We start from the raw sequence: 17,223 nt of genomic DNA, 5'->3' as shown, positions 1-17,223 counted from the left end.
TCACGAACTATGGTATAATGAGAGAATGAAATACCCAAAAATTGATTTAAAAACCGTTCGTCTGCAAGCCAGACAATTTCAGGCTGAAAATCCCCGCCTCTTTCTCGTCTATCTCTTACCTAGCATGCTGGTCATCTTGTCTGGCTTCCTCAATCCCTTAAAGCGCATCAACGAGAGTGTTTTAGAACAACCCTTTTTAAGCGTGTTTGACCATGTATCCCAAGCCTACCTTTTCCCACTATTAGTCTCCTTTATCGGGACGATACTTCTAACCAGTTCCGTCTATACAACGCTAAAACTTATCAAGAATCCAGATACAGAACTATCCATCAAAAATAGTCTCACTCTCTTTAACGAAGAGCACTTTTCACAAACCTTTTTGACTCTCCTTCTCAAACGCTTCTATCTCTTCTTATGGAGTATTCCTAGTTTGCTTGGGATTTACTTCCTCTTTTACAGTAGCTTTCTAGCAAAGAAATTCGTTGTCCTTCATCCTGAGTTTCCCAATCTGGATCTCTCCTCAATTGAAACCGAGCGATTCCTCCTGACCTTTGGTCTTTACTTTCTAGCAAGTATCCTCTTGATGATTGCCGGAAATAGTCTCTATATCCCACAATACTATGCCTATTCGCAGGTAGAATTTCTCCTCTGTGATACTCTAGATTTAGGACAAGCCAAACCAGTACAAATCCTTAAAACCAGCCGTTTCTTAATGAAAGGTTACAAATTTCAGCGCTTTGTCCTAGACTTACAACTCCTTCCTTGGTACTTCCTCAATTGGATTACCTTTGGGATTGCTAGTTTCTCACTCCTACCCTACATTCAAATCAATAAAATAATTTTTTACCGAGCAGTATTGGCTCGAAAACGTCCAAAAGCTTGAAGGTTTTCCCTCAAGCTTTTTTCTATCAATGAGTTTCTCCACCTACCAACTTGAGGTCCTGATCCCCATGTTCTATCATGGCGCCGATTGCCGCTTCTAGCCCTCGCCTAATATCCACTAAACTCATAGCTGGAGTAGTCGGTCGATTCACCACCTGTTCCATCATATAAGGAATATGCATAAAACCTGCCTTAACATGTGGAAATTTCTTTTCTACCAAATAGAGAGCCTGATACATCAAATGATTGCAGACAAAAGTCCCTGCCGTATTGGAAACAGAGGCCGGCAATCCCTCTTTTTTTATAGCTTGGACCATCGCTTTAATCGGTAGACTACTAAAGTAGGCAGGAGCACCATCTGGACGAATAGGAAGATCAATCGGTTGATTGCCTTCATTATCAGGAATGCGTGCATCGTCTTGGTTAATGGCCACTCGTTCAGGCGTCAAGCTAGTTCTTCCACCCGCTTGCCCGATACAAAGGACAAAGTCAGGTTGATAACGGTTCATCTCTTCTTCCAATACATGGGCCGATTTGTGAAAGACTGTCGGCACTTCTAGCCAACGAACCTCAGCACCATGGATTTCAGCTGGTAAACCTTTAACAACCTCCAAAGCTGGATTAACTTTTTCCCCTCCAAAGGGCTCAAAACCTGTCACTAATACTTTCATTTCTAACTCCTCAAAACCAATTCAATGAGACTTTTTTCTTAAAAACAAGTATAACATATTTCCCTTATTCTGGAGTTGAAAAGGACTAGAGAGGATAGGATTGATTTTTGAGTTTATTTAAAGAATAAAATACTAATCAAGGCCAAAATAGCTGGTCCACCTTGCTTCAAAATAATTTTCTTATCCGCTGTGAGAGAGCCATAAGCTGCAACCCCAATCACAAATAAGATAAAAATAGTCACAATTTCTAAATTCTGTGAGAAATAAATCCCATACAAGAGAAAGATACCTAGCAGAGCGTTATAAATCCCTTGATTTTTGAACAGTGAACTTACCGACGGACGAACCAGTTCTTCCTTTTCCATGTTAAAGACTCGACTGGTCGCATCTGATTGCGTTGCAATACTTTCCAAATAAAAAATGTAAAAATGCTCCAAAGCAACGATTGTTGCTAAAATGATTGTCATAATTGACATCTATTTCTCCTTAAATTTCTATATTTTCAATACCCAAAACCAATTTATTTAATAAACGGCTGAGTTCTGTTCTTTCAGACTCTGTTAAGATACTTTCCATCTCTTCCTTAACCTTGATATGTTGCAGAGGTGGATTCACCACTAACTGCTCCTTGGCATACTTCGTAGCCTCTACCAACACTTCCCGCTGATTTTCAGGATTGCGATGACGCTCCACCAAACCTTCCTTTTCCAGAATTTTGAAATGCCGTGTCAAAGCAGCCTGATCAATCTTCAAACGCTCCTGAACCGCTATTTGATTACAAGGGGAATGCTTCAGCAAAAATAATAAAATCTGATACCGTGTCAAACTAATCCCAAGTCTTTTTTCAAACAATTGCGTACTCGCTTGCTCAGACAAGCGGAGTTGATAAAGTAAATCTTGAATCTCTATCATTTCTTCTCCTATCTTTTTATTGATTTATCAATAGTTGACTAATCAATTATAATGCAAAGCAAAATAGATTGCAAGAATGTTGCTTCAATCATTACAAGATGGTAACTTCCATTTCCCATTCATATTGATACTCAATGAAAATCAAAGAGCAAACTAGGAAGCTATCCGTAGGTTGCTCAAAGCACAGCTTTGAGGTTGTAGATAAAACTGACGTGGTTTGAAGAGATTTTCGAAGAGTATGACAAAGAAAAAACGAACGAGACTCGCTTCCTATCACGAAAGCTAGATCTCATTCGTAAAAATTATATGACAAAGCTTGGTTTATCCATTCATTGACACGTGAACGTGATTATAGTGATTTTCTGTCACGCTACCACGATCTGGCATTGGATTCCAAGTGTTAGCTGGTCCATATTTGCTATCAAATGGAGCATAGAAACGTTGTTTCCAGATGATATAACTAATGCCACGACTAGCCATATTTTGAATAGCGTATTCCGCAATCTTATCCCCTAGTTCTGAGCTTTCTGGCACCATAAAATCGATAGCCAAACCTTTTCCGTGATCTCCACTATCTCCTGGACGGTAACCACTAAAGGATGTGATACCAAACAAGTTGGCAATCTCTTCTTTAAAGGCAGCTGTTTGTGGTTGAAGACCTGCATTTTCAGATTTCGCTACCGCAAGTCCAGCATAATCGGGCGCTGCTGGAGCTGCGTAAGTTGTTGCAACTGTTTTCTTCTCTTCTGGTTGATAAGTAGAAACTGCTGTTGTAGCTTCATTTGATGAGTTTTCTTTTGCTTCTTCTGGAGTTCTAGTTGCTTCCACTGCTGATTCAGCTTGAGGGCTTGCTTGTGTTTCCTGCTTCTCAGCTAGAGTCGTTGCCTGAGGAGCTGCTTCTGCAACTGCACTGCTTGTTTCAGCTGTTTGCTCCTCTGAAACAGAAGTTCCTGTAGATGGTGTCACTTCTTCTGAAGCAGTCACTGTCTCTGTAACTTCTGAACTTGTTGCTACTTCTTTTGTACTTGTAGTCTCTACCGCTTTTGGAGCTTCTGCAATCGGTTGAGAAAGGTCTGCAACTTGAACAGTTTGATCATCTACGGTTACTTGATTGGTTGTCAAATCTGCTGTCGCAATTGTCACCTCTTCACTAGAAGCCACTTGAGGTGTTTGGATTTCAACTTCTGTTACTTCTTCTGCTTCATTGACAGTCGTTGTCAAAACAGTTTCTGGGAAAATCAGATCCATATTAGTGATTTTATTCAAATTCGCAAGAACTGTAACATCTACACCCAGGGCTTCTGCAATGGTGCTCAAGGTATCACCGTACTGAACGGTATAACTTGTTTTGTTGTCCGTTTTAGTCAAATCATTTTGGATTTGCTCAACACTACGTGCAGTCCAAAGAACTTCTTCTGCTTGAGTTGCCAATACTGAGGCAAATGACAAGGCTACTGTTGAGGCTAATAATATTCTTTTCTTCATTCTTTCAAATTCCTTTCAAATGAGTACCTGTCTATCATAACACAAAAAATGCAGAAAAAAGCCCTCTCGGGCCTATTTAACAGAACTGTCTATTCCTTGTAACAAACTCGGTTACTTGAAACAGTTTGTTAGGTCTCTGTCACAAAACTGACACAATCTTTTTATCGCTTAGCCTTAAAAAAACGGGAAATATCTGCTAACGCTTGAATCCTGTGATTTCCTTCATAAGACGACTCTAAAAAATTAATGCTCTGAATCCCACTATTCTGGGCAAATTCCACATCCAGAGTCCGATCCCCTATATAATAGGTCTTCTCAGAATCCAACTGATACTTGCCTAACAGATAAGTAGTCGCTTCTGAACTAGGTTTACGCGCAAAACCACTCTGACTGGTTAAAATCTCCGTGAAATAGGATTCCAAACCCAAGTCTCTGAGAATGGTAAGAGCATTGTCTCCCTTATGAGTGTAAACAAACTGCTGAATTCCTGCTTGGTCTGCCCAAGCTAGCACATCACGCGCACCTGGCATCAAAACTATCTGAGCATTCTTCTCAGCCAAACTCTGGGCACGCACCTGATTTAGTACTTCCACATCTAGCTTTCGTTCTTCTGCCACCTGCTCCAGTAAATCCTGCACAGAAAACTTGAGGATAAACTCTCTCACCTGCTCCTTATCATAAGGAATAGCAAACTGAGCAAAAGTTTCCTCAATCCCTGACAAAATCGCTTCATAAGAGTCCAATAAAGTCCCGTCTAAATCCCAAATAAAAGCTGTTTTTTGCATTTCCTATCCTTTCAAGCTCATATAACGCTGGTAACGGTAACGTAGAAATAACCAACGAAAACCATTATCCAAAAGGGTTCCGGCCCAAATACCAGGCAAGTCCCAACCAAGCACAATCCCCATCAGATATCCTGTTCCAATGCGGATACACCACATTCCAATACTTGTCGCATAAAAAGGAAGCCGAGCATTGCCCAAACCCTGCCAGACCGCTGTATAGATGACTGTTCCTATCGTCATAGGAGTACCAAGTAGTGAAAAAAGTGTCACTAGAACACTAGCCTCCACCGCTAGAGAATCATTCGTATAGAGATGAGTCAGTGGTATGCCCAAGGCATAGACACTAAGCGTCAAGGGCAACATGAGAAGCAGAGAAAGCCAAAAGGTTTGCTTGCTCAAACTAGCTACTCTTTCCCAATTATCCTCTCCAACTGCTCGAGCTACCAGCATGACCGTTGCCGTAGCAACGCCAAAGGCAGGCATGTAGTTGAACTGGGTCAAGACTTCTCCGATTGCATTTCCAGCCACGGCCTCTGTCCCAAAAGAAACGACCAAGGCAATGATAACGACATCACCAGCCCGCATCATAAGCCGCTCTCCAGCTGCTGGCAAAGCCAAGGTCAATAGTTCCTTATCTACACCAAAAGTCGGTTTCTCAAAAGGCAGCTTTAATTGCGACCACAAAATCACAAGACCAATCAAACGAGACAGAATAGTCCCCCAAGCAACACCAGCAATCCCCATATCAAGAATAAAAATAGCTAGACTTGAAAAAAGAATATTCAAGGCATTGGATAAAAGACTAACATAGAGAGGCAGACGTGGATTATGAGTTGCACGAATCAAGGCACCCAAACTGGTCATTAATCCCAAGAGAACAATCGATCCGCCTACCAAAGATAGGTAGAGACCACCACTTTCAGCTACATCTCTCTCCGTCCCCAAAAGTTCAATCATCTCTTGCCCAGCGAAGATGGACAAAGCTCCTAAAAGGAAACTTAATAATAATGTAATCTTCAAGGCCTCAGTCACATGATAGGCCAGCTTAGACTGATCCTTCTGTCCTAAACTTTTTGAAATAACACTAGAAATAGCAGCTCCCAGAGCAATGAAAATCGCTTGATAAATCGTGATAATATTGCCAGCTACTGATACACCCGAAATAGCTATCAATCCTAAATGAGCAACCAAATAACTGTCCACCATCCCCATGAGCATCTGCAAAAAGTTTTCGCCCATAGCTGGCAAGGCAATATTCAGAATATCTTTATTTTTCTTAAACAATCCTTCCTCCTGATGAAAAGAAACTCAGTTGGTTTCCCAACCGAGTTTACTCCTTCTGTCTTAAAGTCCTAGATAAGCCTCAACCGCTGCTTGCATGTCAGCAGCTGCCACTGTTGTCTTGTGACGAACAGGAGCTGTTTCAAGTCCATCAACTGCTGGTGGCACTACAACACCTGAGATTTCATGTAATTGAGCCAAGGCTTCAAAGTCAGTCAAGCCAACTTTCCCTGTTACAGCTTCTACTGCAACTACCGGGAACTTGTATGGACTAGCTGTTGATGCAATTACTGTCTTAGTCGCATCGCCAGTAGCCGCTTGGTATTTCTTATAAACTGCTGAGGCAACCGCCGTATGTGGATCCTCGATATAAGAATCTGACTCATAAACACGCTTGATTTCTGCCGCTGTTTCTTCCTCAGTCGCATATTCAGCTGCAAAGAGTGCAAGAATCTCTGCATCAAAATTAGTCAATTCATATTGACCTTGGCTATTCAAAGCATTCATGAGTTCAGCTGTCTTTTCAGCGTCATTTCCCAAAAGATGGAAAATCAAACGCTCCAAGTTTGAAGATACCAAAATATCCATAGATGGACTAGTTGTCACCTTAAACTCACGCTTCTTGTCGTAAACACGTGTCTTGAAGAAGTCTGTCAAAACATTGTTGTCATTTGAAGCACAGATCAATTTACCAACTGGAAGACCGATTTGTTTAGCATAAAAGGCAGCCAAGATATTTCCAAAGTTTCCTGTTGGTACTGTGAAATTGACCTTATCACCAGCCACAATCTCACCAGTCTTGACCAACTGAGCGTAGGCATAAACATAATAAACAATTTGTGGTACCAAACGACCAATGTTCATAGAGTTAGCTGACGAAAATTGCAACTTGTTTGCCGCTAATTTTTCACGAAGAGCCACATCGTTAAACATATGCTTCACATTTGTTTGGGCATCATCAAAGTTACCATCAATAGCAATAACATGAGTATTGTCGCCAGTCTGAGTGGTCATTTGCAACTCTTGTACCTTGCTGACACCATCCTTTGGATAAAAGACGATAATCTCAGTACCAGGCACATCGGCAAATCCTGCCATAGCAGCTTTCCCCGTGTCACCAGATGTCGCTGTCAAGATGACAATCTTATTCTCCAAACCATGTTTCTTAGCAGCAGTCGTCATAAAGTATGGCAAGATAGACAAGGCCATATCCTTAAAGGCAATCGTTGAACCATGGAAAAGCTCTAAGTTATATTGTCCGTCTAATTTCACTAATGGCGCGATAGCTGGAGTATCAAATTTGCTATCGTAAGCATTGTTGATACAGTAGTCCAACTCCTCAGCTGTAAAGTCATCTAAAAATGCTGACAAAACTAACTTAGCAACTTCCTGATAAGATGCATCTTTCAATTTGTCAAAGTCCAAATCTACCTTTGGATAAATAAGCGGTGTAAACAAACCACCGTCCGTTGCCAAACCTTGCAAAATTGCTTGGCTAGCAGTTACTGTATTGTTGGCATCACGCGTTGATTGATAAACTAATGTCATTACTCTCTATCCTTTATCTATAGTCTCTTCCATTATATCATGATTTTTCAGAAAATTCTCCCTTTATAAGAGAAATTATATGCCCAATTCTTCTTTCAAAGCCTGTAAGTAGGTCATTTCTTGCTTATTTCTCATCTCCAGTCCTTCCTCAGCTAATAGGAGTAAGTCTTTGGAAAATTCAATAATCGCAGTTTCTTCCTCATCTGTAAGCTTTTTCTTAGAAAATTGTCGTCTTAAAAACTTGTAATTACGACCAAATGCTTCAAAGAAAGGTGCTGTTTCTAAGTAAACTTCTAACTTATCTAAATTAACCAACAATCCCAAGTGAAAAGCTGCTGAAGCGAAGGTTTTATCTAGAGGTTGAGTGCACACACTACGAAACTCAACTGTTCCGCGAGTCGTTAAGTCTTGGTACTGATAACTACGATGAGTTTCAAAATCCTTCTCTTGAGGGGAAATAAGAATCTCATCCCCATTAAGAGAATATGCTTGGATTTCAGATGTAGCCAAATAGTCCCTAGCCTGAATCGGATAAAAATAATAGGTTTGCCCATCACGTTCCGCAGTAAAAATGGCAGAATGATCTAGATAATCAAAAAAATCATCCTCATCGTTAAAGAGTCTAGCATTGACCCCGACATTCTCTGGATAGATACCATGCATCGATTCTTCCCAGAAAATATCCCTTGCAATTTTCGTATCCCAATCCTCACCTGAAAACTCAGAGTTCGCAAATAAATACGCCTTAGCCACTTCAATTTGGGTAAAAGCATTAATCACCCGTAAGTAGTTAGACTTTGAAACATCCAGCTGTACCTGACTCCCACAGATAAAAGCACCATATTCAGGGAAATGATGTAAGTCTGATTCAGTCACATTTCTACTCAAATTTAAATAATCCATCAACATCTGATAACGTGGATAAGCCACTGGACAATTCTCATTTTTATCCCAGTTGGGATGAATACCACAGCCAACAATAGCATGATTTGATTCAGCTAACTTCTTCTGGATTGCTTCCATATAAATACTAAAACGTTCTTCAACCTCTTGTATCGTTTCAGCCTTACCAAATGCAAACTCAATCGTAGTATAGGAAACTTCAAATAAAATAGCATCCTGACTTACTGGATCCACTAACTGAATAGGATTCCCAAAATCATCTACCTTTTCGACAATAAAATCAAAAGAAGAAACTAAATATCGAAATAAGTGCTTGATAACTTCAACATTTGTAGCATCCCCTTCCAAATTTGCAACAGGATATTCCAGCTCAATCCCAACAAACAATTCAGGATTTTCTTTAATATTTTTTAAATACCGATGTTTTAATAAATCGATAGAACGAGACATACTTCCCTACACTTTCATAATCTAAATAAAATTTGAATAACTATTATTATACCAAAAATAATATAAAAAGGAACGAAGATATACCACGTTCCTTAACTCTATACTATACCGGCGGTCGAGGCCGAACCGGCACGTCCTTGCGGACATTGGATTTTGAGTTCAATTCCTACATTTTTTAAAACTTATAACCTTAATTTAATAGTGTTTTAGAACTTTTGAACCTTGTAAAATAGACTCATTTTTCAAATTTTAGTAACTTTTTGGTAACTGAATAGAAATCTCAATTTGATGTTCACTACTATGAAAAAGATTTATAAAGAATCAATTAAATGGTATAATAACATCAATTCATAATATTGTTAAATCGGTTATAGTATATCAAACAATGTCTAAGTATTTAGACAAAATCATAAAAATCAAAACAAAGGAGTCATTAATGAACCGTCTTGAATCGTTAAGAATTAAAAATTATAAACATATCGGAGATTCTTATATAGGTTTTGATAAGCTTGAAAATCTCAATATCCTAGTTGGTCAAAACAATATCGGTAAATCCACATTATTACAATCAATAGAAATGCTAATTTCTGAGGATGTAACTAATCGGGAATTATCAACTGATACCATGTTAGAATTTGGTTTTTGCCCAACAGAAACCGAAATCAAAAATGTATTCAGGGAAGATACGTCTGGAGGTGAAATTGGTATTAATCATTTTACATTTGGGGCAAAATATATCAATGAATACATATCATTTGAATATCAGCCTATTAAAGCAATTGGCAAGGAGCAAATTACATTATCAAATATACCGGGAATTCCTCAAATTCAAATCACTTCTTATAAAAGAATAGATAATTTTAATTATTTAGCCAATAATTATTTAAACAATAATATTAGATGTCTAAAATTAATCAAATTATCAGCTGATAGAAATCTAGTTCCTGAAATACAAAATAGTAATCGAACAGTATCTGAAGATGGAACAGGTGCTACAAATTTATTGAGGCAATATCTAAATGTAGCTAACCTTCCTAACGAAGTTGTAGAAAACGATATTCTAAATGCGTTAAATCAAATTATGAAACCAGAAACCCATTTTGAAAGAATAATGTGTCAGGAAATCGAAACAACTGATGGCCCCAATTCCAAATGGGAAGTCCAATTAGTCAATGAAAATGGAAAAATTCCAATCTCAAATTCTGGTAGTGGGTTAAAGACCATTTTATTGGTCTTAATCAAGCTATTTTTAGAAACAAGAGAAACTACAAATTATAATTTCGAATCCCTTTTAACTAATACAGTCTTTATCTTTGAAGAATTGGAGAATAACTTGCATCCAGCAATACAAAGAAATTTATTTGAATTTTTATATCAGTGGGCTAAAGAAAATAATTCACAAATTTTTTTAACAACTCACTCTACTGTTCCAATAAATATGTTCAGTGGTAGAGACAACGTAACTTTGACTCATATCAAAAAAGAGAATAATCAAATTATTACTAATTCAGCGCTATCATTCATAGAGAATGAATATATATTAATGAGCTTAGGGGTACGAGCTAGTGACATACTACAATCCAATGCAGTAATTTGGGTTGAAGGTCCATCAGATAGAATTTATATAAATAAGTGGATTGAACTTTATTCAAAAGGAACTTTAAAAGAGAATATCCATTATCAAATTCTATTTTATGGTGGAAGACTACTTTCACATCTAACCGGAAAAGTGGATGAATCAAATGAGCTAATACAATTGTTTCGAGCTAATCTTCACTCTATTATTGTTATAGATAGTGATAAGACTGATTCTAAAAAAAGGATAAATCAAACTAAACTAAGAATTAAAAAAGAATTTATGCAAAATCAGGCTATTGTATGGATAACACAAGGAAAAGAAATTGAAAACTATCTGTCACGAAATATATTTAATAAAGTTTATAAAGTTAATAAACAGATTGGACAATATGAAAAAATTGATGATTTTTTAAATGAAAATAGTAGAAAGAAAAATATAGGGAAGTATTATGTTACTAATAAAGCATCTGAATCTATTTCAATTGCCAAGGAAATGACTCGAGAAGATATAAATATTTTAGATTTAGAAACACAGATTAGTACTATAGTTAAACAGATAAAAATTTGGAATGGTATACAATAAATGGTTAACACTAAAGAAAATTTAAGATTATAATTAATTCAAAATTGATTTTATTCTTTACCTTTTGTATCAAACAAAAAGAAAAACGTAATTCTTGAACTACACCCCAAAAGTTAGAAAGAAAAATCTAACTTTTGGGGTGCAATTCAAAAATAGAGTCTAACAAAATATAATAAATTTAACTTACATAAAAATTTCACAAAAAAAAGAGTTCATTATGACTAAAAAAACTGCATTGACTATTTTAAGTGCAAACTTCAACTTTTATAAGAGTAAAAATAATACAGACAAAAATCCTAAAAACATTGTAAAATTTTTACTGTCAAAAAATCGACCCAAACCCACATTTATAGCACTACAAGAGGTAGGTAATCGTCTTATAGATAACAATTTGAAAACTGATAAAAGTGTGACCATAGAGAAAATTGAAGAAATACTAAATGATAAAGGATACGGAGTCATACATCCTCTTCAAGATGGGAAACAACCAGTTAATACAAGACTATTTTATTTAAAAGAATCCATCGAAACCATTAAAGAATTACAACCTATTTACAATGATTATTATTGTAGACAAGCTGGAGGATTATTTGCAATAAATAGTAAAAGGCTTGAAATATTTTCACTACACTTTCCCCTCTATGGAAATGCTCCAGTTGATAAAAAAGAGATGTGGAATCATTATATTCAACTTGCTTCTTCTAAACAGAATGAATTTTACGACCATCTTATTTTAGCTGGTGACTTTAACGAAAGTATAGAAAATATAACAAAAAATATTAAGGGAACCACTTTATCTCACAAAATTGAAGAAATCTTAAAATATATGATAGATGCAAGTGATGAAGAAATTACTTACAAAGAAACAAACACAAAACTAGACCATATTTTTCTCTCTAATCATACTGAAATTTCTAACTTCGAAACTATCGAAAATAATTTTTCCGACCACAAAGCTTTATTAGTAAATTTTTTTATTTAAATGAAACTAAATATATAACATGAAATTTAATTAATATATATATGAATTTCCTATAGAAAGAATAAAATTTCATGAAAATAAAACTATAGGTACAAACAATAGTAATTTCTAGTAACTCAGACAAAACAACAAGATCAAAAAACCTTAATTTAATAGTGTTTTAGAACTTTTGAACCTTGTAAAATAGACTCATTTTTCAAATTTTAGTAACTTTTTGGTAACTGTTATATTGTGTAAAAAACATACTATTGAAAATTCTAAAAAGTAAGTAAAATTTATAAATAAAGAAAATATCTCTAAAAACTAAAGAAGATTGAGGAGTTAAAACGGACTTATGGTAAAATAGTAAGTAACAATATCCTCCAGGAGAAAAATGCATGGCTAATATAGAACCTTGGTTAAAAGCACTTAATTTCAATGAAATACAAAAAGATAATTTATTTGAATTAGAAATTAATAGTCACAAAATTGAAATTAATATAGGTGAGGAGAAAATCTCCTACCCAAATTTAAAAGAAATAGGAAGAGATACTACTACTAATTTCTCTTCAGAAGAAAATTTTGTAGTCTTAGATATAATTGTTGGACTATTAAAACAAGGATATCTTCCAAATCAAATTTCTATAGAAAAAGGTTATAAACTAGGTCATAATACGAAATCTGGAAATGCAGATGTTACAATTGATGATTATGAAGGAAATCCATTCTTAATCATCGAAGCCAAAACTTTCGGACCAGAATTTGATAAAGAATGGAAAAACACACTACTAGATGGAGGACAATTGTTTTCATATGAAAAACAAGAAAATAAAGCACAAGCTTTAGTTCTTTATGCTTCAAAAGTAATTGAATCTTCTATTGAGAGAATATACCATGTTATTCATTTAAAAGACAATGACGAATTTCTCGCCACAATAGATAATCCTAAATCATATAAAAATGCAAAAGGTGGAAATGATAAGTTTGAAGTTTGGCGTGATACCTATCAACAAGATTTTAGGACAACTGGGGTGCTAGAGCAAACAATTAAACCATTTGAAATAGGAAAAATAAAATCAACAGTTTCAGAATTAAAAGAAATCACACATGGTGAAGTTCAAAAAAAGTATAATCAGTTTGCAACAATTCTTAGAAAATACAATGTAGGAGGTCGGGAAAACGCATTTGATAAATTGGTTAATCTATTTTTAGCAAAGATTGTTGATGAAGAGCAAAATCAAGATGATTTAAAATTCAACTGGAAAGGAGTTGCTCACGATACATATTTTGACTTAGTTGATAGACTACAAAGGCTCTATCAAGTAGGTATGGAGAAGTTTTTAAACGAAAGAGTATCTTATGTTGCTGAGCAAGACATTGAGGATGCTTTCAGACTACGTAAAGACGCTGCTAAGGATGCCATTTTTAAATACTTTAAAGAACTAAAGTATTTTTCGAATAACGATTTTACATTCCTTGATGTTTACAACGAGCAACTATTTTATCAGAATTCTAGAATATTAGTTGAAGTTGTTCAAATGTTACAAGATATGAAATTAAAGACGGAGGAACAAAATCAATTTCTTGGAGACCTATTTGAAGGATTTTTAGATAATGGTGTAAAACAGTCAGAAGGCCAATTTTTTACTCCGTTACCTATCGTTAAGTTTATAGTATCAAGTTTACCACTTGAAAAAATTAATCAAAATACCAGCATTCCAAAAGTTATTGATTATGCAAGTGGTGCTGGACACTTCTTAAACGAGTATGCTGAACAAATAAAAAAATATGTTGATGAAACAAAACTACATGATTGTTATTCTGCAATTTATGGAATTGAGAAGGAATACCGTCTTTCTAAGGTTGCTAAAGTATCAGCTTTTATGTACGGTCAGGATAATATCAATATTATTTATGGAGACGCTTTGGATGAACAAAATCAAATTGAGGATAGTACATTCTCAGTTGTTGTTGCTAACCCTCCTTATTCCGTGAAAGGATTTTTAGAAACTTTATCTGAAAAACAACGTGAGAAATACAATTTAAGTTCTCATGTAGATAGATTAGAGACTAATAATAGTATTGAACTATTCTTTTTAGAGAGAGCTGAACAATTACTAAAATCTGAAGGAGTCGCTGGAATTATTGTTCCAAGCTCTGTATTATCAAATGGGGGACTTTATGCAAAAGCAAGAAAAAGATTACTAGAAAATTTTGAGATTATTGCTATTGCAGAATTTGGTTCAAAAACATTTGGTTCTACTGGAACAAATACAATTGCTTTCTTCTTACGTAAAAAGAAATACCCACCAAATGAAGCAGATAATTATAGATATGCTATAGAACGTTGGTTTAATAACACTGATGTAGAAACAAGTGATATCTCTATTGTTCAAAACTATTGTGAAACTGTGGGGTTAAACTATGATTTATACTGCGAATTGCAGACAAATGAGTTTAAAAATCTTTTAGAAGTTGAATTATTTCAAGAGTATAAAGAAGTTTTTGAAAAATCTAGTATTGCTAAGAATATTAGAAAAAAAAGAATTACTAAAAAGTATACTGAAGATAATAGAAAATCAGAGTATCAAAAAGTATTTTATGGGTTTATAAAAGAACTCGAACAAGAAAAAGTATTCTACTTTGCATTAGCAAAATCACAGCAAAATAACGTCATCATTGTAAAATCTTCGACCGATAATACTGAAATAAAGAGATTTTTAGGATATGAATGGTCTAAAAGAAAGGGACAGGAAGGAATAAAATATTTAGGCGCTACTATTTCTGTTGAAGAAATGGAGGTGTCTAAAAATCAGGCTATAAATAGTATTCAAACTCCTTTATTTAATCCTATTGACTTGGAAGATGACTCAAAAATTAATACCATTATTCGTAATAACTTTAATAATGAATCATTGACTATTCCAAGTGAATTGAAAGAGTTTGTATCAGCTATATCTTTAATTGATATGCTTGATTTTACGCAGACTAGTTTTGATGCACAAATTAAAACTAACCTGGAAAGAAAAATTGAGATATCAAGTAAGTATCCCGTGGAAAAAATTTCAAAATCTGAATTAGGTATTGAAATTATCAAGGGTGTAACTTTTGATAAAAATAAACAGAGTACGGAAGAAACAAGTGTTCAGGTATTAACATCAGATAATATTACAACCGATGGTCGTCTTGAGATAAAAAAAATAATAAATATCAATCCCTCTGTTATTTTTGATAACGATAAAAAGCTAAGGAAAAATGATATATTTATGACTCTTTCCAGCGGTAGTAAAAAACATGTGGGAAAAGTAGCGTTTATTGATAATGATACTGAATATTATGCTGGTGGTTTTATGGGAATAATTCGTATTAATAGCACATCTATATTACCGAAGTACTTATTTGAACTTTTAAATTCATCTAAATATCGTGAAATCATTCAAAATGAAAGCAGTGGCTCAAATATTAATAATCTATCAAATGCGATTACACAAATTAAGATTCCAGTACCTCCTACTGATATCCAAGAACAAATTATTTCTGAAGTTGATAAATTGGACGAACAGTATCAAAATTCAAGAATGAAGATAGAAGATTACCGCAAACAAATTATTAAAATCTTTGAATCCCTTGATGTTCTAGGGGGGGGAGATATATAGATTATCTTCTAATGATTTTACTCTAATGATAGGAAAACGAGTGCTAAATAAAGAACTAACAGAAGAAGGGATTCCTGTTTATTCTGCAAATGTGTTTGAACCATTGGGTTTGATTGATAAGGATATTATTAAGGACTTCAGCAAACCATCAATATTATGGGGTATTGATGGGGACTGGATGGTAAATACTATTCCTGCAAATCTTCCATTTTACCCAACAGACCATGCAGGAGTTCTAAGAATAAATACTGATAAAATTCATTATCGTTACTTAGCTCATAAGTTGGAACAAGAAGGTACTAGGGAAGGTTTTTCAAGAAGTTATCGTGCATCCATTGGTCAAATTGAAAAATTAACTGTCATTATTCCACCTATCAAGCAACAAAATGAAGCCATTTTAAAAATTGAGGAAATTGAGAATTTAATAAAAAAAGAAGAAAAAATAATTAACATAATCGAAAATCAAAAAATAGAGATTATAAATAATTTTTTGATTTAATCTATGCTATCAGTTTACGTTCTTAAGGCAAATTTCTTCTATATTCTCAATTAACACTGATGACTCAAAAATAAAAAAGGTAGTAAGATTTTAACTTGCTACCTTTTTATACTACTACAGTTGACAAAGAGCCGTTTAAGTAACTTTGAAACAAAAACTAATTGAGAAAATAAAAAAACAAGGTCCAAAAACCTTGTCTTTATTACTATACCGGCGGCCGGGGTCGAACCGGCACGTCCTTGCGGACACTGGATTTTGAGTCCAGCGCGTCTGCCAATTCCGCCACGCCGGCAAATAGTAACTGGGGTAGCTGGATTCGAACCAACGCATGAGGGAGTCAAAGTCCCTTGCCTTACCGCTTGGCTATACCCCAATAATATAAAATAGGCGAGTGATGGGGATCGAACCCACGCATGCCAGAGCCACAATCTGGTGTGTTAACCACTTCACCACACCCGCCAAAATTCTATTAACACGGGCAGTAGGAATTGAACCCACACTGAAGGTTTTGGAGACCTTAGTTCTACCTTTAAACTATGCCCGTAAAATGGAAGGGGAGGGATTCGAACCCCCGAACCCGAAGGAGCGGATTTACAGTCCGCCGCGTTTAGCCTCTTCGCTACCCTTCCAAAATATATAAATGGCGCGAGACGGAATCGAACCGCCGACACATGGAGCTTCAATCCATTGCTCTACCAACTGAGCTACCGAGCCTTATTGCGGGAGCAGGATTTGAACCTACGACCTTCGGGTTATGAGCCCGACGAGCTACCGAGCTGCTCCATCCCGCGTTAATGAAAAAGGAGGATGTGGGATTCGAACCCACGCACGCTTTTACACGCCTGACGGTTTTCAAGACCGTTCCCTTCAGCCGGACTTGGGTAATCCTCCAAAATAGTCCGTACGGGATTCGAACCCGTGTTACCGCCGTGAAAAGGCGGTGTCTTAACCCCTTGACCAACGGACCAAACTTTATGGGCACGAGTGGACTCGAACCACCGACCTCACGCTTATCAGGCGTGCGCTCTA

Annotated in this window: 13 protein-coding genes and 9 tRNA genes; 5 read left to right on the top strand and 17 right to left on the bottom strand. The window is 35.8% G+C overall.

Going from position 1 to position 17,223, the window contains the following annotated elements; all coding sequences use genetic code 11:
• Positions 1 to 25 precede the first annotated feature (25 nt).
• The gene (locus RWM06_RS07945) at positions 26 to 883 is read left to right on the top strand and encodes a DUF975 family protein (protein ID WP_313970740.1); all 858 of its coding nucleotides are present in this window, start codon (positions 26 to 28) and stop codon (positions 881 to 883) included.
• A 25-nt stretch (positions 884 to 908) separates the two neighbouring features.
• On the opposite strand, the gene pcp is transcribed toward RWM06_RS07945, so the two are convergent.
• The 8 genes from pcp to RWM06_RS07905 form a co-directional block, all read right to left on the bottom strand.
• A complete protein-coding gene (gene pcp, locus RWM06_RS07940) occupies positions 909 to 1,553 on the bottom strand; it encodes a pyroglutamyl-peptidase I (protein ID WP_313970739.1) in 645 nt (214 codons plus the stop codon).
• A gap of 113 nt (positions 1,554 to 1,666) precedes the next feature.
• Positions 1,667 to 2,029: a DUF1304 domain-containing protein gene (locus RWM06_RS07935; protein WP_313970738.1), complete on the bottom strand. Its 363-nt coding sequence runs from the start codon at positions 2,027 to 2,029 to the stop codon at positions 1,667 to 1,669.
• 10 nt (positions 2,030 to 2,039) lie between these two features.
• Positions 2,040 to 2,465, bottom strand: a complete 426-nt coding sequence (locus tag RWM06_RS07930) for a MarR family winged helix-turn-helix transcriptional regulator (protein WP_313970737.1) — start codon at positions 2,463 to 2,465, stop codon at positions 2,040 to 2,042.
• Between the two features lie 321 nt (positions 2,466 to 2,786).
• Complete coding sequence (locus RWM06_RS07925; RefSeq protein ID WP_313970736.1) at positions 2,787 to 3,950, bottom strand: LysM peptidoglycan-binding domain-containing protein; 1,164 nt, start codon at positions 3,948 to 3,950, stop codon at positions 2,787 to 2,789.
• Positions 3,951 to 4,111: 161 nt separating this feature from the next.
• Entirely contained in the window at positions 4,112 to 4,735 is a 624-nt protein-coding gene (locus RWM06_RS07920) for an HAD family hydrolase (RefSeq protein ID WP_313970735.1), read from the bottom strand.
• Positions 4,736 to 4,738: 3 nt separating this feature from the next.
• On the bottom strand, positions 4,739 to 6,019 hold the full coding sequence (locus RWM06_RS07915; RefSeq protein ID WP_313970734.1) for an MATE family efflux transporter: 1,281 nt from the start codon (positions 6,017 to 6,019) through the stop codon (positions 4,739 to 4,741).
• 60 nt (positions 6,020 to 6,079) lie between these two features.
• On the bottom strand, positions 6,080 to 7,564 hold the full coding sequence (gene thrC / locus RWM06_RS07910) for a threonine synthase (protein ID WP_313970733.1): 1,485 nt from the start codon (positions 7,562 to 7,564) through the stop codon (positions 6,080 to 6,082).
• A gap of 75 nt (positions 7,565 to 7,639) precedes the next feature.
• Positions 7,640 to 8,917 carry a gamma-glutamylcysteine synthetase gene (locus RWM06_RS07905; RefSeq protein ID WP_313970732.1) on the bottom strand — a complete coding sequence of 426 codons (1,278 nt, stop codon included), beginning with the start codon at positions 8,915 to 8,917 and terminating at the stop codon, positions 7,640 to 7,642.
• Positions 8,918 to 9,353: 436 nt separating this feature from the next.
• On the opposite strand from RWM06_RS07905, the gene RWM06_RS07900 reads away from it, so the two are divergent.
• The 4 genes from RWM06_RS07900 (at position 9,354) to RWM06_RS07885 (ending at position 16,194) form a co-directional block, all read left to right on the top strand.
• A complete protein-coding gene (locus RWM06_RS07900; protein WP_313970731.1) occupies positions 9,354 to 11,078 on the top strand; it encodes an ATP-binding protein in 1,725 nt (574 codons plus the stop codon).
• A 217-nt stretch (positions 11,079 to 11,295) separates the two neighbouring features.
• Complete coding sequence (locus tag RWM06_RS07895; protein ID WP_261125171.1) at positions 11,296 to 12,060, top strand: endonuclease/exonuclease/phosphatase family protein; 765 nt, start codon at positions 11,296 to 11,298, stop codon at positions 12,058 to 12,060.
• A 377-nt stretch (positions 12,061 to 12,437) separates the two neighbouring features.
• On the top strand, positions 12,438 to 15,695 hold the full coding sequence (locus RWM06_RS07890; RefSeq protein ID WP_313970730.1) for an N-6 DNA methylase: 3,258 nt from the start codon (positions 12,438 to 12,440) through the stop codon (positions 15,693 to 15,695).
• A 40-nt stretch (positions 15,696 to 15,735) separates the two neighbouring features.
• Positions 15,736 to 16,194 carry a restriction endonuclease subunit S gene (locus RWM06_RS07885; protein WP_313970729.1) on the top strand — a complete coding sequence of 153 codons (459 nt, stop codon included), beginning with the start codon at positions 15,736 to 15,738 and terminating at the stop codon, positions 16,192 to 16,194.
• 208 nt (positions 16,195 to 16,402) lie between these two features.
• Here the strand turns inward: RWM06_RS07885 and RWM06_RS07880 are convergent.
• The 9 genes from RWM06_RS07880 to RWM06_RS07840 form a co-directional block, all read right to left on the bottom strand.
• Positions 16,403 to 16,486, bottom strand: a tRNA-Leu gene (locus tag RWM06_RS07880).
• Between the two features lie 9 nt (positions 16,487 to 16,495).
• Positions 16,496 to 16,567 (bottom strand) — tRNA-Gln (locus RWM06_RS07875).
• 13 nt (positions 16,568 to 16,580) lie between these two features.
• Positions 16,581 to 16,653: transfer RNA gene (locus RWM06_RS07870), tRNA-His, on the bottom strand.
• Between the two features lie 14 nt (positions 16,654 to 16,667).
• Positions 16,668 to 16,738 (bottom strand) — tRNA-Trp (locus RWM06_RS07865).
• Positions 16,739 to 16,742: 4 nt separating this feature from the next.
• Positions 16,743 to 16,823: transfer RNA gene (locus tag RWM06_RS07860), tRNA-Tyr, on the bottom strand.
• Between the two features lie 12 nt (positions 16,824 to 16,835).
• Positions 16,836 to 16,908, bottom strand: a tRNA-Phe gene (locus RWM06_RS07855).
• 3 nt (positions 16,909 to 16,911) lie between these two features.
• A tRNA-Met gene (locus RWM06_RS07850) sits at positions 16,912 to 16,985 on the bottom strand.
• Positions 16,986 to 16,995: 10 nt separating this feature from the next.
• A tRNA-Ser gene (locus RWM06_RS07845) sits at positions 16,996 to 17,085 on the bottom strand.
• 4 nt (positions 17,086 to 17,089) lie between these two features.
• Positions 17,090 to 17,161: transfer RNA gene (locus RWM06_RS07840), tRNA-Glu, on the bottom strand.
• Positions 17,162 to 17,223 lie beyond the last annotated feature (62 nt).

The organism is uncultured Streptococcus sp. (assembly GCF_963516575.1).
Taxonomy (GTDB): domain Bacteria; phylum Bacillota; class Bacilli; order Lactobacillales; family Streptococcaceae; genus Streptococcus.
The sequence above is the reverse complement of the archived record's forward strand: the minus strand, read 5'-3'. Positions and strand labels throughout refer to the sequence as shown.

Coding starts and splice junctions, on each gene's coding strand:
- RWM06_RS07945 (WP_313970740.1), top strand. CDS start 26: ATGAAATACCCAAAAATTGATTTAAAAACCGTTCGTCTGCAAGCCAGA.
- pcp (WP_313970739.1), bottom strand. CDS start 1,553: ATGAAAGTATTAGTGACAGGTTTTGAGCCCTTTGGAGGGGAAAAAGTT.
- RWM06_RS07935 (WP_313970738.1), bottom strand. CDS start 2,029: ATGTCAATTATGACAATCATTTTAGCAACAATCGTTGCTTTGGAGCAT.
- RWM06_RS07930 (WP_313970737.1), bottom strand. CDS start 2,465: ATGATAGAGATTCAAGATTTACTTTATCAACTCCGCTTGTCTGAGCAA.
- RWM06_RS07925 (WP_313970736.1), bottom strand. CDS start 3,950: ATGAAGAAAAGAATATTATTAGCCTCAACAGTAGCCTTGTCATTTGCC.
- RWM06_RS07920 (WP_313970735.1), bottom strand. CDS start 4,735: ATGCAAAAAACAGCTTTTATTTGGGATTTAGACGGGACTTTATTGGAC.
- thrC (WP_313970733.1), bottom strand. CDS start 7,564: ATGACATTAGTTTATCAATCAACGCGTGATGCCAACAATACAGTAACT.
- RWM06_RS07905 (WP_313970732.1), bottom strand. CDS start 8,917: ATGTCTCGTTCTATCGATTTATTAAAACATCGGTATTTAAAAAATATT.
- RWM06_RS07900 (WP_313970731.1), top strand. CDS start 9,354: ATGAACCGTCTTGAATCGTTAAGAATTAAAAATTATAAACATATCGGA.
- RWM06_RS07895 (WP_261125171.1), top strand. CDS start 11,296: ATGACTAAAAAAACTGCATTGACTATTTTAAGTGCAAACTTCAACTTT.
- RWM06_RS07890 (WP_313970730.1), top strand. CDS start 12,438: ATGGCTAATATAGAACCTTGGTTAAAAGCACTTAATTTCAATGAAATA.